This window comes from Cyclobacterium sp. 1_MG-2023 (assembly GCF_030546805.1).
In the GTDB taxonomy this organism is placed as follows: domain Bacteria; phylum Bacteroidota; class Bacteroidia; order Cytophagales; family Cyclobacteriaceae; genus Cyclobacterium.
The window spans coordinates 279,418-297,491 of sequence record NZ_JAUOPC010000003.1 but is presented as its reverse complement, the minus strand read 5'-3'; the positions used below and the strand labels follow the sequence as shown (position 1 = coordinate 297,491).

The 18,074-nt window shown below is 35.3% G+C and carries 11 protein-coding genes; 9 read left to right on the top strand and 2 right to left on the bottom strand.

Annotated elements, in window-relative coordinates; all coding sequences use genetic code 11:
* Window positions 1-3: 3 nt before the first annotated feature.
* The 5 genes from Q4534_RS05805 to Q4534_RS05785 all read left to right on the top strand — a co-directional run bounded on the left by Q4534_RS05805 (window position 4) and on the right by Q4534_RS05785 (window position 5,105).
* Complete coding sequence (locus Q4534_RS05805) at window positions 4-339, top strand: DUF59 domain-containing protein (RefSeq protein ID WP_303612225.1); 336 nt, start codon at window positions 4-6, stop codon at window positions 337-339.
* A 23-nt stretch (window positions 340-362) separates the two neighbouring features.
* Complete coding sequence (locus Q4534_RS05800; protein WP_014022687.1) at window positions 363-779, top strand: BrxA/BrxB family bacilliredoxin; 417 nt, start codon at window positions 363-365, stop codon at window positions 777-779.
* A gap of 295 nt (window positions 780-1,074) precedes the next feature.
* Complete coding sequence (locus tag Q4534_RS05795) at window positions 1,075-2,361, top strand: citrate synthase (RefSeq protein ID WP_014022688.1); 1,287 nt, start codon at window positions 1,075-1,077, stop codon at window positions 2,359-2,361.
* 261 nt (window positions 2,362-2,622) lie between these two features.
* On the top strand, window positions 2,623-4,317 hold the full coding sequence (locus Q4534_RS05790) for a DEAD/DEAH box helicase (protein ID WP_303612224.1): 1,695 nt from the start codon (window positions 2,623-2,625) through the stop codon (window positions 4,315-4,317).
* Between the two features lie 149 nt (window positions 4,318-4,466).
* On the top strand, window positions 4,467-5,105 hold the full coding sequence (locus Q4534_RS05785) for a Pr6Pr family membrane protein (protein ID WP_303612223.1): 639 nt from the start codon (window positions 4,467-4,469) through the stop codon (window positions 5,103-5,105).
* 51 nt (window positions 5,106-5,156) lie between these two features.
* Here Q4534_RS05785 and Q4534_RS05780 read toward each other — a convergent pair whose 3' ends face one another.
* Window positions 5,157-6,086, bottom strand: a complete 930-nt coding sequence (locus Q4534_RS05780; RefSeq protein ID WP_303612222.1) for a ketopantoate reductase family protein — start codon at window positions 6,084-6,086, stop codon at window positions 5,157-5,159.
* Between the two features lie 838 nt (window positions 6,087-6,924).
* Between Q4534_RS05780 and Q4534_RS05775 the strand changes: the two genes are divergently transcribed.
* The 4 genes from Q4534_RS05775 (at window position 6,925) to Q4534_RS05760 (ending at window position 9,986) form a co-directional block, all read left to right on the top strand.
* Window positions 6,925-7,767 (top strand): hypothetical protein, encoded by an 843-nt coding sequence (locus Q4534_RS05775; RefSeq protein WP_303612221.1) that lies wholly within the window; start codon window positions 6,925-6,927, stop codon window positions 7,765-7,767.
* Window positions 7,764-8,174 (top strand): hypothetical protein, encoded by a 411-nt coding sequence (locus tag Q4534_RS05770; protein WP_303612220.1) that lies wholly within the window; start codon window positions 7,764-7,766, stop codon window positions 8,172-8,174. The genes Q4534_RS05775 and Q4534_RS05770 overlap by 4 nt, the downstream gene beginning before the upstream one ends.
* Window positions 8,175-8,176: 2 nt before the next feature.
* Window positions 8,177-8,338: a hypothetical protein gene (locus Q4534_RS05765; RefSeq protein ID WP_303612219.1), complete on the top strand. Its 162-nt coding sequence runs from the start codon at window positions 8,177-8,179 to the stop codon at window positions 8,336-8,338.
* Window positions 8,339-8,516: 178 nt separating this feature from the next.
* The gene (locus tag Q4534_RS05760) at window positions 8,517-9,986 is read left to right on the top strand and encodes a Gfo/Idh/MocA family oxidoreductase (protein ID WP_303612218.1); all 1,470 of its coding nucleotides are present in this window, start codon (window positions 8,517-8,519) and stop codon (window positions 9,984-9,986) included.
* A 295-nt stretch (window positions 9,987-10,281) separates the two neighbouring features.
* Here Q4534_RS05760 and Q4534_RS05755 read toward each other — a convergent pair whose 3' ends face one another.
* On the bottom strand, window positions 10,282-17,931 hold the full coding sequence (locus Q4534_RS05755; RefSeq protein WP_303612217.1) for a PAS domain-containing protein: 7,650 nt from the start codon (window positions 17,929-17,931) through the stop codon (window positions 10,282-10,284).
* Between the last annotated feature and the right edge of the window lie 143 nt (window positions 17,932-18,074).

Below are 18,074 nucleotides of genomic sequence, written 5' to 3'. Positions count from 1 at the left end.
GCTATGGAAAATAAAGCGCAATCAACCGACGATCAAGAAGCCTTAAAGGGAAAGGTGATCAACGCCATAAAAGATGTTTACGATCCGGAAATACCTGTAGACGTGTACGAGCTTGGTCTTATCTATGAAATAACTGTTTACCCTGTAAACAATGTTTATATTTTAATGACGCTTACGTCTCCTAATTGTCCTGCAGCGGAATCCATTCCTTCAGAGGTAAAAGAAAGTGTTGGCAGTATTGAAGGAGTAAATAATGTAGAAGTAGAACTCACTTTTGACCCACCTTACTCTCAAGACATGATGTCGGAAGTAGCGAAGTTAGAATTGGGATTTTTATAAAAATACAATAAAACAAAAGTAATATGTATCCAGAAGAATTGATTGCACCTATGCGTGCAGAGCTTACAGAAGCAGGTTTCAAGGAATTCAAGTCCGCTCAGGATGTAGAAGATCACCTTAGTGAGCATAAAGGAACTACCTTTATCGTAGTAAATTCAGTATGTGGATGTGCAGCAGGTGCAGCCCGTCCGGGTGTTAGAGCAGCTTTGGAAAAAGCATCCAAGCAACCGGATGTTTTGGCAACAGTATTCGCCGGTAACGATGCAGATGCCGTCGCCAAATTTAGGGAATTGGTACTTCCATATCCTCCCTCCTCGCCGGCAATGGCTTTGTTTAAGGATGGAGAGTTGGTTCATTTCATTGAGAGACACCACATTGAAGGAAGAAACGCTCAGATGATCGGTGATCACTTGGTTGAGGTCTTCGAACATTTTTGTTAAAGAGTGCCCTTTTAGGGCATTTTTTATTTGCATACTAAACATTAATCAACTCTTAAAATAAATTTGGTCAATTCAACAGATAATATATTTGGATAGATGAATTTATGGATACAATAATTGCTTTACTGGGGAAGGTAATACTTTTTTCCAAATATAATTTTAATTACAGAAAGACTTTCCTACAGCATTTACGCCATATTTTTAAAAAATATTGCGCAAATTTTACTAAATTGTATTCAAATTTATTTTAACTGAATAAGTTAGGAACTTTATAAAATCATTTAATAATAAACACATGTCGGATATTGCTAAACTATCCTTTAAAGGTAAAGAATATGATCTTCCAGTCACCGAAGGTACAGAAAATGAAATTGCGGTTGATATTGCAAAACTACGTGGCCAATCGGGGTTAATTACCATTGATCCGGGTTTTAAAAATACCGGATCGACCAAAAGTGCCATAACGTTTTTAGATGGGGAGAAAGGTATTTTAAGGTATAGAGGCTATAATATTGAAGACTTAGCTGAGAATTCAAATTTCTTAGAAGTTTCTTATTTGTTGATCAATGGTGAACTACCAACAACAGAGCAGTACAATGATTTTGCAGGAAGAATCACAAACCACACCTTGGTACATGAAGACATCAAGAAGATACTTGACGGATTTCCATCAGTAGCACATCCGATGGGAGTTCTTTCTTCATTGATTTGCTCTCTTACTGCATTTTATCCAAATTCTTTGGATCCAAACAACACTGATGAGGAGATCAAGCTAAGTATGGTTAGGTTATTGGCTAAAATGCCAACCTTTGCTGCTTGGGCTTATAAAAATAAAATGGGACATCCTGTAAATTACCCTGACAACAGCCTTGATTATTGTGGTAATTTCATGAAAATGATGTTCTCCTTGCCTTCTGAGAAATATGAAATTGATCCTGTTATTTCAAAAGCCTTAGATAAATTATTAATTCTTCATGCAGATCACGAACAAAACTGTTCTACCTCTACAGTAAGAATTGTAGGTTCTTCACAAGCCAGTATTTATGCTTCTATTTCTGCAGGTATCAATGCACTTTGGGGCCCACTTCATGGAGGTGCCAACCAATCTGTAATTGAAATGCTTGAAGCCATTAAAGCAGATGGGGGTGATTCTAAGAAATACTTGGAGAAAGCCAAAGACAAAAATGATCCTTTTAGATTAATGGGTTTTGGACACAGGGTTTACAAAAATTTTGATCCAAGGGCTAAGATAATCAAAAAGGCCGCAGATGATGTTTTAGAGAAATTAGGTATCAATGACCCTGTTTTAGACATCGCAAAAGAACTTGAAAGTGCTGCACTAAATGATCAGTACTTTGTAGATAGAAAACTTTATCCTAATGTTGATTTCTACTCAGGAATCATATATAGGGCTTTGGGTATCCCTACTGATATGTTTACAGTTATGTTTGCCTTGGGAAGACTACCAGGTTGGATCGCACAATGGAAAGAAATGCGTGAAAACAATGAACCAATTGGTAGACCGAGACAAGTCTATGTAGGTAGTACAGAAAGACCTTTCGTTCCTATTGACAAAAGGTAACCCAAAGTTTTTAGATAAAATAAAAAAAGGGTCTTTCGACCCTTTTTTTATTTATATTCAAAATATAATTTAGCAAAACCACCTGAAAATTAGCATATATTTTACAAACTGCTTGGTAATAGTTGTAAGCTAAGTTAATTTTTTATACCTTTGCAACTTATTTAAAATATACATTTTTCTCCTACGCCGTGGGGTTCCTTATTGTTGATCGACACTGGGATATTTGGGAATACCGTGGCTTTGAGAAGTAAGGAACATTTCATGGAAAAAGAAATATTATTTTCAGACCTTGGGGTTTCGGAAGAAATCTTAAGGGCAGTGGAAGATATGGGCTATACCCAACCTTCCCCTATTCAAGCACAAACCATCCCTCTATTATTACAAGGAGCTGATGTCATTGGCCAGGCTCAAACAGGTACCGGTAAAACTGCGGCCTTCGGAATTCCGATTATTGACCGCATTGACAGCAATAACAAGAAACCACAGGCTCTAATTTTATGCCCCACAAGAGAACTTGCTGTCCAAGTAGAAGGAGAGATCGTCAAACTAACCAAATACAATAGGAAAATTTCTTCTACCTGTATTTACGGTGGTGAATCTATAGACAGGCAAATTAGAAGTTTAAAAAAAGGTGTTCAAATTGTGGTGGGTACTCCCGGCAGAATTATGGACCATATGGATAGAAGAACCTTGGATCTAAGCCAAGTTAGCATCATTGTGTTGGATGAAGCTGATGAAATGCTAGACATGGGTTTTAGAGATGACATTGAGAAAATACTTAGTTCAATGCCAATAGAAAGGCAAACAGTATTCTTTTCTGCTACCATGCCTAAGCCTATTTTAGAGCTTACTAGAAAATACCAAACAGATCCGGAAATCATCAAGGTTTTAAGAAAAGAACTTACAGTTGAAAATATTTCTCAATTGTACTTTGATGTAAGGTCCGGTTTAAAAACGGATTTAATAAGCAGACTTATTAACCTTCATCAGTATAAGCTTAGTGTAATTTTCTGTAACACCAAAAGGGTTACAGATGAGGTAACCGAAGAGCTTACAGCAAAAGGCATTCCTGCGGAGGCTTTACATGGTGATTTGTCTCAAGCACAAAGAACCAAGGTTATGAACAAGTTCCGAAAAGGACATTGTTCGGTTTTAGTAGCAACAGATGTAGCTGCAAGGGGCATTGATGTAGAAAACGTTGAAGCAGTTTTTAATTATGATCTTCCTCTTGATGAAGAAAATTATGTACATAGAATAGGTCGTACCGGAAGGGCCGGTAGGTCAGGTACTGCCATCAGCTTTGTGTCAGGAAGAAGAGACGCCGGTAGATTGAGGGATCTTGAAAGGTTTATTAAAACCCAAATAGAAAAAGCTGCACCTCCTTCCGTGGATCAGCTTATTCAAATGAAAAAAGATCAGTTGACTAAAGATATCCATAGGCAACTTGCAAAGGAAGAAGACAATAGCATCTATGAGCAAGCAGTAGAAAGTCTTCTTGCCGAAGGCATATCTATAGAGCAAGTCGCCTTGAGTTTGGTGAAAATGCAACTGGGAGAAGCCATTGATAAATTCAAAGAAATGAACTTTACCCCCGATAAAGATCGTGGTGGAAGAGACGATAGAAGAAAAAGAGACCGCAACGATAGGGGAACAAGAGGCCGTAATGGAGAAAGAGGTGATCGCAGTGGTAGAAGAGGTAATAAAAAAGAAAGAGAACCTAATATGGCTCGACTCTTTTTGAACCTAGGAAAAAAAGACCGCATTCGTCCTAATGACATTGTTGGTGCTATCGCAGGAGAAACCGGAGTATCCGGTGGAAGTATTGGTGAAATTGATATTTATGACAGCTTTTCTTTTGTAGACATCCCTAAAAAAGATGCCAGCCATGTAATTAACGTAATGAATACCAATACCATCAAAGGTAAATCAGTCAATTTTGAAATATCTAAACCTTAAGTTTAAATATTCAATTTGAATTAAATATTATAACAAGCCTTCCATAATTGGAAGGCTTGTTTCGTTAAATCCCCTTTAAGAAGACTAACCTAAAATTGCTCCCACTTTTTATTATATTTGGTAATGGAGAATATTATAACCGAATATTTATGAAAAGAAATATTGAAATATTTACCTCAATTATTGTCTGGTTTGCTGTTATTGCCCAGTTCTACTTAATGGTTATTAATAGACAGGCAGACATCATAGAAACCATAGTAAGATTTTTTAGTTTTTTCACCATTTTAACCAACACACTCGTTGCCCTTTATTTTTCATCCAAAGCATTTGAGTTAAAGAGATTTCCATTTTCAATATTCCATAAGGCCGGAGCACTTACTGCCATAACCACATTTATACTTATAGTAGGTTTAGTTTATCAAATTACTTTGAGAGGAATTTGGCAACCTACAGGTCTTCAATATCTTGTTGATGAATTATTGCACAGTGTAGTTCCCCTTTGGGTTTTAATTTATTGGAGTTTTATTGTTTCTAATATTGATTTGAAATTCAAACCCGTATCATACTGGATAATTTATCCAATTTGCTATTTACTATTTGTATTAATTAGAGGCCATTTTTCAGGCTTTTACCCCTACCCTTTTTTAAACATAGCCAATATTGGATACTTAAATGCCTTTCAGAATATTGGTCTTATTATACTTTTGTTCTTATCCATCCTGGCATTATTGGTTTTCTTAGGAAAAAAACTTCCAAGAAATCGAATGATTGAATCTAGTTACTCCTAAACAAGCAGGATTGAAAGACATTGGTATCTTTAAAATACACCTATTGTTCTTTTAGTTATTTCCCAGACGCTCAGAAATCTTACTTTCTAAAACCTGGTAATTGGCACAACTTAACCCATATTTTTTTGAATTTATAATAACTTCATCCACCAAGGTCTTTTTTTCTCCAAACTTACCTGCTTCAATGTCTAGCTGAAAAGAAGATTTGGCATTTTCAGGGAAATTTGAAATCATAGCCAATGCATTTTGTACGTCAGAGTCGTCAAGCATAACTTCCTGTTTTTGCGCCAATTGGATCAGTTCCTCCATCAAACCAATCCAAACTCCTTTCAATACTTCATTGGATCTAATTTCTCCAAAGGTCACATTTTTCGCAGCTGTTAGCGTTCCAAGACTAGAAATAAACAAGAACTTCCTCCAAAGATGCAAGTTTACGTCAGGCACTAAGTTTAGTGGTATTCCACATTTATTTAGGTAATTAAAAACCCAGTCATAAGTATCAGTTTTTGGAGAGCCAACAATTACTTTCCCCGGACCTCCCAGATGCTTGATATGCCCTGGTTCCTGAACATTTGAAATCAGGTAAATACAAGCATCCATAACCATAGCCTTCCCCACCAAAGGCCGAATAAAGGCTGCAGCATTCGTCATATTTTGTAAAGGAAGAACCAAAGTTTCTTTTCCAAATATTGCTTGATTTTCTAAAATAGCATGCTTCAAGGACTGTGACTTGGTGGCCAAAATCACCACATCGTAGGTGTTTTTACATTCACCGGTCAAAAATAGCCCATCAGATTGTAAAAACTCCTCCGAATCCGGATTGCTAAAGACCAGGCCTTTTGATTTGATATTATCATAGGTGGCTCCTCTTGAAATTAAGTCAAGTTTTACTGATTTATCTGAACGATTTGCTAAAATTTTAGCTGCAACAAATCCACCAACTCCTCCTATACCGAGGATAGCTATTGATTTACCTTTCATTATCTCTTTTACAAATTGATTTTAACTATATATATAATCCAAAACAAAAATCTTTCCTTTTCAATTTCAGGCTATTAATTGGGAAAATCAATTTATTTTATATGATACTAGTATATGTAAATCTACTTTCAAATTCGGTCACTTAGCTAAATTTCAGAATTATTTATACATTTTAACCTAAATTCAATACATTATAATTAATAAAATCCATTTAACGAATTTTTCGAAAACCGTAAAAATTATTTTTAGCAAGAAGAGACGGATGTTTACGACCCCTAGCCTATTAATGTCAGGGATTTAGCCGAAGAAATCAAAGAAGTAATTGAATGGATAATTCCAATCCAATAAAGGGATAAATCAATGGCTAGACTGCAAATCGAAATTAAAAGATGGGGATTCATGAAAGAGGATTTTATCCATTTTAAAGAAGCGTTTTAAACCTTAGGTTGGATTAAAAAAATTACTTACCAAAGCTGTTTTTTTACGAAAGAGGAAATTCAAGATGGGATGTTTTGAAAAATCTTCAATGAAGAACCTGAGTATTCCTTTATATCTTGATTAATAAAACCGGATTGACTTGATCTTTTTGAATGTTAAATTTTCATATTGAAAAATAAGAACCACTATATATCAGATTTCCACCTATCAAATACCTTAAAGCAAATAGGTAAAGGTCTTTTCTCTTCATGAAATTTCTAGGTTTAGGATATAGAGGTTGGTATAAATTCTTTTCCAATATGGCTTAATTGCAAATAATCCTATTATTATGTTTTGCAAAATCCTTTATTTGGCAACGGACTAAACACCAAAATACAGGAATAATCGGTATATTTAAAACATGCAATTGATTCCAAAAATAGCCGGTATTTTTATCATAGGGCTGTCATTATCCTGCACCAGCCTAATACCTGTTCAAGATTTGTCAAAAGAAGCCTTAGAGGGAATCGGCCAGTTAAAGGAAATTGAATATAATTTCCATGCTGCATGTCTTGAAGAATGTACCTTTGCTAAAGTAAGCCAATATAAAATTGAAAGGGAAGAAAATTGTGCTTGTGATCTTTACCTAAAGGCAGATGAACAAGTAAATAATCTTTATTTCGTTTTAATGGATTATTGGGAAGGACTTTATCAATTGTCTTCTATGGAAATAAACCATTACAATTTGAATAGGCCTGCTAATGCCTTAGCTGCCTCTAAACTGATTGAATTTAAGGAAGATCAATTGTTGGCTTTTCAAAAATTATCGGAAATAAGCTTAATAGCGGTAACAGGTCAATACCGGAAAAATAGGGTTAAAGAATATATGAAGGAAGCAGACCCATACCAACAAATAATTAGTGAAAAACTAGTATTTGTATTAAATGAAAATCTTTTGGGGCTGATGGGGATTCAAAAGGAAGCCTGGTATTCCTTTTACAAAGGCAAGAGCTTCGATCCAGCTTTAAACGCCATAGATAAGGCATCCGGGGCTAAGGAATACTACCAATTGTTAGCCGATCATAGGACGCGTACTGATCAAATTATGGTACTAATCGAAGTGGTTGAATTTATTGCTGAAGAACACCATAAGTTGGTATCCTCCGATTTAAAATTAAATAGTGCCAATTTCAAAGCAGAAATTGGACGAATATCCGCAGATTTACGTACACTACATTATACTTATGAGCAACTTAAAAAATGAAAGATAGATTTGACAGCGAACAAATAAGCCACTTGGCAGATGAATTTTTAGAGGTTGCCAAAAAATTCAATGACTATAGGTTTGAAAAAATAAGTCAACAAAAAATCAGCCATGAGACTTTTCTTGAAATGGGTAAAAAATCAAATCAATTGATGAAAACTGCCAGAGAGATGAAGCTTTTGTCAACCATTATTGTTGGAGAAGAGACAGCTGCAGCGATATCAAAGCTGAGCAGTATTAATAAGGAGATTAAGGGTAGCATCAATTCCTTGATAGATATTCAAAAGGCCTTTGATTTCATAGGAGCATTAGGGGATATAGGTTTAGCAATTATAGACAAAAATCCCGCTGCCATTGGAAACAATATTTCATTAATCGCTGAATTGTTGAAAGAAAAAACCAGTTGAAAATGAATGATCAAAAAGAGGATAAAACAAATTTTGTTGAAAATTCATCACCTGTATGTTATCAAAATGACCCTGACATACAAAAGGATTACCTATTGAATAAACCTAAAATAAAAAAAACGAAAAAAACTAAGCAAGTTGAAAGTAAAGAAGAAGACCAATAATTATTGGTCTTCTTCTTTGATTATTGTATGTATAAGCTAGGAAAAGGTATATTCTATTGCCTCACTTTTATATTATAGAAAGAGAGATTTCCAAAAACTATTTTTCTATATAAAAAAACAAGAAACTTTCATCAATTTTTAATATTTTAGACCTTTATAATAATTTAAAAAATTACCAATGAAAGATATCAGTAAATCCACAAAACACAATTCCAGAAGGAATTTTATGAAAGCCTCTGCTATGGCAGCAGCCGGGTTCTACATTGTACCTAGACATGTACTTGGAGGGCCGGGTTTTAAGGCACCGAGTGACAAACTTAGAATTGCAGGTATAGGTGCCGGCGGTAAAGGTGGAAGTGATATTAGAAATTTCTACGAAAGTGGAAATGCAGATATAGTTGCTCTATGTGACGTGGATCCAAATAGGGCCGCCGGAAGGATCAAAGCTCATCCTAAAGCAAAGTTCTATGAAGATTATAGAGAAATGCTGGAAAAGGAAAATAACAATATAGATGCTGTTTCTGTTTCCACACCAGATCATAATCATGCTGTCCAAGCATTAATGGCCATGAAAATGGGCAAACATGTATATGTTCAGAAGCCATTGACACATACCATACACGAAGCACGAGTACTTACTCAGGCAGCAGAAAAACACAAGTTAGTAACCCAAATGGGTAATCAAGGGGCTTCAGGAGACGGGGTTCGGAAAATGCGTGAGTGGTATGCTGCAGGGCTAATAGGCGAGGCGACTAAAGTCCAAGTATGGACCAACCGCCCCGTTTGGCCTCAAGGTGTTCCTTGGCCTGGGGAATCAGGAAAAAAAGCGCCTAAAAATCTTAATTGGGACCTTTGGTTAGGAACGGCAAGGCAAATGGGATATGTGGAAAATTTACACCCTTTTAACTGGCGAGGCTGGTGGGAATTTGGTACAGGTGCCTTAGGAGATATGGCATGTCACTTGATGGAACCTGCTTTCCGTACCTTAGACTTAGGATACCCTACCGGTGCAGAATGTAGTGTTGGCTCCGTATATACAGGAGAATTTACAAAAGGCTATTTCCCTGAAAGCTGTCCTCCTTCCTCTCATATCACCTTGGGTTTTGACAGGCCTAATGGAGGTAATATTGAATTTCACTGGATGGACGGTGGTATCCAACCTAGCAGGCCTGAAGAGCTTGGTCCTAATGAAGAAATGGGTGATGGTGGAAATGGCGTTATAATTGAAGGAACAAGGGGTAAAATGATGTGTTCTACCTATGGTATGAATCCTAAGTTATTACCTTCTTCAATCAATGATAGCGTAAATGTAGCTCCCACTTTACCACGTGTAGAAGGTGGCGTGGGAGGTCACTATGCACAGTGGGTTAATGCATGTATTGCAGGTCATGGAAGTAAAGAATACAATGAGCTAAGTTCTCCTTTTTCTATTGCGGGTCCTTTGACTGAATCCGTACTTATGGGCAATTTGGCCATAAAGAGTTATGACTTGAGAACACCTAAAGCCGATGGTAAGGGCTTTGATTATCCTGGTAGAGGCATTAAACTATTATGGGATGGTGAAAACATGAAGGTTACCAATTTTGAACCTGCCAATCAGTTTGTATCGAAAGAATACAGAGAAGGTTTTGAACTTCCAAAAATATAAACCTAACCTTTATTAGATATAGCACTTAAGCATTTAAAATGAACACTAGTGCTTAGTGGTGGTATTTTAAATAGAATTAAATTGTTTTTGCCCCGGAATTCCGCTTCCGGGGCTTTTCTATTTTAATCATTTCAACAACATTAATAACCCTCTAATGAGGTTACTAATAGATTTAATCAAAAAAAATTTGATTATATATCACGATGATTTTTCTCGAAGCTACCCATTTCATTATTTTTTAAGAAAGAATTTACCCATCTTTTAAATTTGAATCCTTCTATATTAAAACGATTTTTCACTCCATATTCATCTCCGGATTGGCCTTAGGTATAGTAAAATAAAATTTAGCACCTTCACCTTTTACCGAATTTACCCAAACTTCTCCTCCCAAGTTGTCTATGATTTTCTTTACAATGGCCAATCCCATCCCGGTGCCCTCATATTTACCTTTTCCATGAAGACGTTTAAAAATAGTGAAAATTCTTTCGTGGTGGATTGGATCTATTCCAATTCCATTGTCTTCGACAGAAAATTGCCAAAACCCATCCTTTTCTTCAAAACTAATATCTATTACTGGTTCTTCATTTTCATTCTTGTACTTTAAAGCATTTCCAATAAGGTTATAAAAAACCTGAAATAGTGGTGTTTTATAAGAAACAATTCGAGGAAGTTTATTGAAGTTTACAATTGCCTTGGATTCTTTAATCCTCTTTTTTTGTAGCACACAGACCTCATCAACTAACTCATTAATATTTAATATTTTCAGCTTGTCTTCATGTTTTCCTATTCTTGAAAACTCCAATAAATCTAAAATAATTTGGCGCATCCGCATAGCTCCGTCTACAGCAAACCCTATGTACTGGTGCGCTTTTTCATCCAATTCATCTCGGTATTTCCTTTCTAACAATCCCATAAAATTGCTCACCATTCTCAGAGGTTCCTGTAAATCATGAGAAGCTACATAGGCAAATTGCTCCAGCTCTTTATTTGACCTTTCCAGCTCAATGGCATGCTGGGCCATTTGATCATTCATAGCTTGAAGGGATTCTTCATACTCTTTTCTATAGGTAATATCAGTTATGGCACCTACCACCCGAGTAACTTTATTGCTTTTATTTCTAATAAAAATTGCCCTGTCAATTACGAAGGCGTAATGTCCTTCTTTACATAATAAACGATATTCTTCGAACCAATTGGTAAGAACATCACTATTAATAAATTCTTTAAATTTCACCGTGATTCTTTCCCTATCTTCTGGATGAATCAATTCTTGTAAGGCTACTATATCCGGAGAGCTATCCTTCAAATCGTATCCAAAGAGGGTGTGAAATCCCACCCCTCGAAAAACTTCATTGTTTTCAATATCATAATCCCAAATAGCATCATTGGTGGCTTCAGCTATTTTCTCAAACCGCTCATTAGAAAGTTGAATTTTTTCTGATATTAATTTTTCTTGGGTTATGTCTTTAATAAAAACACTAATGCCATCTTCAGAAGGGTAACCATTTACATTCAACCATATTTTTCTTCGATCGGAAAACATCTCAAAATGTACATTCACCTGATTTTGTAGAGCGAAAAATAGCTGTTTTTGAACTTTGGAATTTTTTATTCGCGGAATCACCTCCCAAATCACATTATTGAGTGCTCGTTCTTTACTTATGCCGATAATTTCTTCTGAACGCTGATTCCAATAGAGGATTTTAAAATCATTATCCAAAGCAAAGAATGCCTCTCCTATACTCTCCAAAATGGCATTCTTTTCTTTAAAGGATTGCAAAAGGGCCTTTTGGCTATTGGTTCGCTGTATCGCTGAAGATAAGTTAGAAGAAATGGTTTGTAAAAATGAAATCTCACTCTCGCTCCAATCTCGTTCTGTATGACAGGTTTTGAAACTTAAAAATCCATAAAATTTATTTTTAATTGTGATCGGAATTGAAACATTAGAATAAACCCCTAGCTTTTCAAAATTCTCTTTCAATTTACAATGGGGTAATTCACTTGTATTTACGATAAACAATTCTCCTCTTTTCAAGACATCCATTATCTCAGGAAAATCATCAACAGCTAGCTTTTGGACAGCAACATTTTCTGTAAAGTTTATATCCTCCCCTACCGTCCATTCAATCATCTTTGTAACATACTCTTCCCCATCATCTCCAACTTCATTTTTTTGAAAGTAATTAATTTTATCAATTTCAACTGCTTCACTCGTAAGTTGAAAAACCTTCTCTATGGCATCCTTCCAATCTTCAACTAACAGAAATTTTTCAATTACTCTAGAAATTATTTCGAGAAGTTGATTGTTTTTCGCTAATTCAATTTCGCTTATCTTTTGATTGTGGATGTCCTGAAGTGATCCGGAAATACGAACACATTTACCATTGCTAAATTCAGGCTTACCAATACTTCTTATCCAAGTTTCACTTCCATTCAAATGCTTTAATAGAATCTGATAATCCCAAGACTTTCCCTTACTTACTGCCTGCTTAAGTGCATTTTCGATTGTATCCTTTGTGTTAATATCATAAAATGCTGAAATTTCTTCTAGGGAAGGAGAACTATCTTGAGGAAGACCGTAAATTTCCTTGGACGTGGAGGATAAAAAAAGTTCATTATTTACCAAGTCAATTTCCCAACTACCCATTCTTGAGAGTTTAGAAGCATTGTCAAGTAAGGTTTGTAAAGATACTAATTCCGTAATGTCATGGCCAAAAATAAATACCAAATCTTCTTCTCCAAACTTATCGGAAGTATTCCAAGAAATCCATCTGTGTTGACCTGATTTGGTTTGGTATCTATTAATTAGGTTTTTTACTCCCCCCCCCTTTTCTAAAGAAAACTTCCTCATTGATAAACTTTTATCCTCAGGATGAATAAAGTCCTCAAACTTTTTGTTTAAAACCTCCTCTTCTCTATATCCAAATACCTTGCAAAATGAGGGGTTAACTTTTACAAAATATCCACTTGTATCAATTACAGTCAACACTTCAGGAGCGCTTTCAAAAAGAAGCCTCATTTCTTCTTCCTGCTGTTTCCGTTTAATTTCTCCTCCTAATAAGACGCCAATTGGTTCAAAAAACTGTTGGCAATCCTTAGGCAATGTAACTATGTCATTGACATATAATAGCAACACCCCAACCTGAATGTTATTTTGAAACAATGGTATTCCTATAACTTCCTTAATAAATTGGTGTATATCAGAATTTATCCCTGCAAAACTAGGCTCCATTTCCAGTTCATTGAACTTTAAAAATGAACCGGAATTTAAAGCATGATTAGCTAAACCTTTATTTATCTTCTTTATATCATTCAAATTCGGGTTTTTAATAGCCCAATAATCTTGAAGTAAATTTATTCCAACCTCCTTTCTATTTAATAGCCAAATTTCACACCCTGAAAAGTCTGATATAGAAGAAATATATTTCAAGACATCTTTTAAGATTACTTTCAGTGTTAAATCATCTTTGAAGTATTTGGCAAGTTGGTGTTGCACTTCTTTTTGAAAAAAATCTTCTTTTTCATCGGTTTTATCCCGTAAGACACCAATCATTCTTAAAGGTTTACCTTGGCTGTCTCTAATCATATAACTAATCTCCTCTGTATGAAGAAATTGACCGGATTTATGTCGAAATCTATATTCCTTATGCCATCTATTACTTTTAGAATCAGAAACAAAATCATCCCACACTTTGTCGGTTTCTATGGAATCTACCGGATGCATAAAAGAAGCCCATTCTGAAATTTTATTGATCTCCTCACCTTTTTGGTAGCCAAAAATCCTATAAAATCCCTCTCCCCAGTGGAACTCGTCCTTATTAAAATCCCAGTCAAAAATGGCATCATTGGTAACCATATTGACATAGGTAAAGCGCTCATTACTTTTATGTAAGTTTTCAAAATATTCAAATTTCATTAACAATACAGGGAAAATTCTTTGACTCCTTCGAATAGCATAATATTCATAACCGCTAGGCTTTCTTGCATATTCAAAAAAGTTTATTAAAACTGCATCTAACCTCTCACTTGAGTTCTTAATTGGTAATAACCAGCAAGATCGAATTTTTTCTTCTTTCGAAAAGTTCATCAATCCTTTCCATCTATTGTCTTTTCTAATTTCAGGTATAAAAACTTCCTTATTTAATAAATCTGAAAAATTTTCTTGGCTAGTTAACTCATTCAAATACAACTCAAAATCTTTGACGCTAACTTTATTTAAATCAAGAAAAGAAGGTGTGGCCAAATTCAATAGACGGTTGTCTGAAACCTTCAAAATTGCCATTTTCATGGAGGGAAACAGTCTTTCTAAATTGGAAAGAAAACTGATCAATAAATCGGGTAGGTTTGCGTCCTTTTCCATGCTCATCTCCATCAGCTCTTTTTCAATGGTTTCAAGTTCACCATAAAAATGTTCCAAAGTAATGTCCCTTATAGCACCGACCACCCTGTAAGCTTTCCCATTTTGATCTCTTAGAATAACTGCTTTCTCTTTTACATATGCCCATTCCCCATTCTCTTTAATAAGGCGATATGCTGTTTCTAATTGATTCTCTAAGCTGTTAAATATAATTTGCCTTACTTTTTCCCTGTATGAGTCGAGATCATCAGGATGGATGCTATTGGAAAAAACTTCGTAATTATTTGATAGAGATTGAATTTTGATACCGAAGTTTAAAGCAAACCCTTCCCCTAAAAACATATCACCAGTACTGGGATCAAAATCCCATATACTTCCGGAGTCTGTTTGCATAACCAACTCAAAGCGCTCATTACTCTTTTTAAGTTCTTCTTCAAAAGCAATTCGTTCGGAAATATCTATTCCATTGCATTGAATTTCTTGGGGTTTTCCATCAACCCCAAGTATACCAACAAAGTCCCATATTGTGGTATAAGTACCTTTTTTAGGGTTTAATTTGTGAAGTTCTACTTTGTGTGCTTTTTCAGGTTCTTGTATGCATTTATTAATAATTTGCTTTAATTTGATTTTTTCTTCATCCGGGACAGTATTGATAACATTAATTTTTTCATTGTCAGAAAAGAGCCAATTGAAAGTCTCAATGTATTTGGTATTAGCAAAGCTAATGTAACCTTCAAGATCAATCCGGATGACAAATGTGGTTTGGGAGTCAAGAAAGCTTTTATACCTGGCTTCACTAGTAATAAGTCTTCCTTGTGCCTCAATTAGTTTACTGATATCCATACTATTCACAACAACCCCTCCAAGACTAGGGTCATCCGATAAATCTGTAGCTACTGTTAGTAGCCAGCAGTAAGAGCCATCCTTACGTTTGTATCGGTAAGGGTGGCCTTTGGTTCTTTGCCTTAGAGGAAGGTTACTAAACTCTTTTATAACTCGATCTCTGTCTTCCGGGTGAAAATAATTGACAGGATAATCGCCGATTAGTTCCTCTTCTTTGTACCCTAAAATTTGGGGATAATTTGGACTTACGTACAAATACTCTCCTGTCCGCGAGATAATAGCTGTCAAGTCAGAACCTTCTTTAACCAGAGACCGGAATCTTTTTTCCCTTTTCTCCATTTGGTTATTAAGCTTTACTTTCTCAGTTATATCCCTGAAGTTATCAACCAATCCATTAATGTCAGGATCATCTAAAAAATTTGTTATCGTAGATTCTACCCATCTCCACGTACCATCCTTATGTTTCGTTCTTATAATCCCCCCTTCAATTGGTAGCCCAGGTGAAGCCATAGCCCTTTGAATTTTTGCCAAAGACAGTGCCATATCTTCCGGATGAATGGTTTCATTCAATTGCAATCCATACGCTTCTTCCTCACTGTAACCGAGAACTTGTGTAATTGAAGGTGAAACATACTTCTGGACACCTTCAGCATCAAAAATAACAATGGCATCTCTACCATTTTCTACAAGCGCTTTAAATCTCTTCTCATTTTTTTTAAGGGCTATTTCTGCTTCTTTCCTTTTGGTAATATCTACCATAAGGCCCCTGTACATTATTCCATTTTTTTCATCAACAATTACTTTAATCATATCACTGACCCATACAATGGAACCGTTATTTTTTATAAACCGATATTCGATTGTGAAGTCATTATTAGTTTTGGAGTTTTCCGAAATTATTTTAAGAACTTTTTCTTTATCATCACTATAAATATGATTCACCCAAAATTCCGAATCCTCACACCATTCTTCCGGCATATAACCTAAAATATCTTTTACTTGAGGACTTATATAACTAAGTTTAAAACTATCGGAATGAGACTCCCAAAATACTCCGGGGATGGTTTGAATAAGCGTTCCTATTCTTTCATTTGATATCCGTAATGCTTCTTGGCTACTTAACTGGTCTAAATAAGTACCTAAATGATACATTAGGTTATCAATTAGCCTAGATTCATTTTTTATATTGCTAGATCTATTTTCACCAAAGGTGTTTTTGGGAAGTACTAATTCAAGTTCCAAAGATTTACCATCGTGTAATATATATTCAGATTTTAATATATATTTTGAAGGTTGATATCCTGAACTTAAATACACTTTGTCTTGAAACGTGATCTTTGCATGAGTTTCCTCAGGGATTGGCCAAGCCAAAGGAAAGATATTGCTTGCATTTTGAAACAAAGAATCAATCTGATCCCAAGAATAGTCTAGTCTACTAATATTGAATATACATTCTTGTTCTTTAATTTTATTTTGTAAAAAAAACAAAGTCTCGCCTAACTTTTCTTCTATTTTCTTCCTTTTGGTAACATCCATGATGATGGAGTCCCACACAATACTACCATCTTCTAATTTGTGAGGAGTACCGGCACCTTTATGCCAGCGCAAGGAACCGTCTGAATGTAGATACCTGTACTCTTTTAACCAATAGGTTAAACTTTCAGCGGATTTATCTATAGATTCGCTAAGGCTTTTCACATCCTCCTGAAATACACTATCCCAAACCAAATTGCTATTTTCCATAACTTGATTAGGAGAAAATCCGAAAATTTGATTGGCACCATTACTTACCCATTCAAAGCGATTTTTACCTGATGGTAGCTTTTTATATCGGTAAACTACTCCTGGAATATTATCAGACACTGTCTGAAACTGAATCTCATTAATCTTCCTATTCGTAATATCCGCATGGGTACCTGACATTTGTAATGGTTTGCCGGTAGGTGACCACTTGGTCACCCTTCCTTTATCATTGACCCAAACCTCATGACCATCCTTATGAATCAGCCGGCATTCTATGTCATAAAAATCCAACTCCCTATTGAAACAAGCTTTTAAAACGCTGTCAGAATTCCCTCTATCTTCAGGGTGTAAAATTTTATACCAGTCATCCATTGTAAATGGTGACAACTCCTCAAGCTCATACCCTATCATAGATGCAAATTGGTGATTAATAGAGACAATATTCTTTTCCATATCCCACTCCCAAGCACCTAATTGGGTTGCCTCTAATATATTATTCAACCTATCTGATTCACTTTTTAGCTTTTCTTTTGTTATTGCTAATTCACTATTACTTTGCTCTATCTCAAATAATTTGGTTGTTTGTGTCGCTAAAAGTTTAAGCGCTTTAATTTTCTTCTCATCCAATTCCCTTGGCTCAAAATCAATGACACACAACATGCCCCAAATTTCACCTGATGAGGTTTTTAGTGGTACTCCTGCATAGAAATACATTTCCGGAAAAGAAATTTGTGAAAGTTCCGGATCTTTTTTGCAATCAGTCACTACATGCACCTCTTCAGAGAAATGGCTAACTAATTCCATTAAGCCTATTTCTTCTAGAGACTTAGAATCATCTAATCCAATACAAGAAACTATAGCGGTATTACCTTTATTAATTTTAAATAGAAAACTAACAGGAGCACCGGTCAAAATCCCAGCTAAATCAGTTATTGAATCCAATTCATCTGTGATTCCATTATCTACTATTCCACGATCTTCATCTGTCCTTTTTTCTTCCATGGTATTATAAATACTTGATCAGCCCTCTCCCAAATTCTCCATTCTATCTAAAAATAATCAAATAAAATTAAACCTATTCTAAAAACTAAGTTTATGTTTAAAATTGGAACATTTACATTAACGTTTCATCAATTAATTTAGGT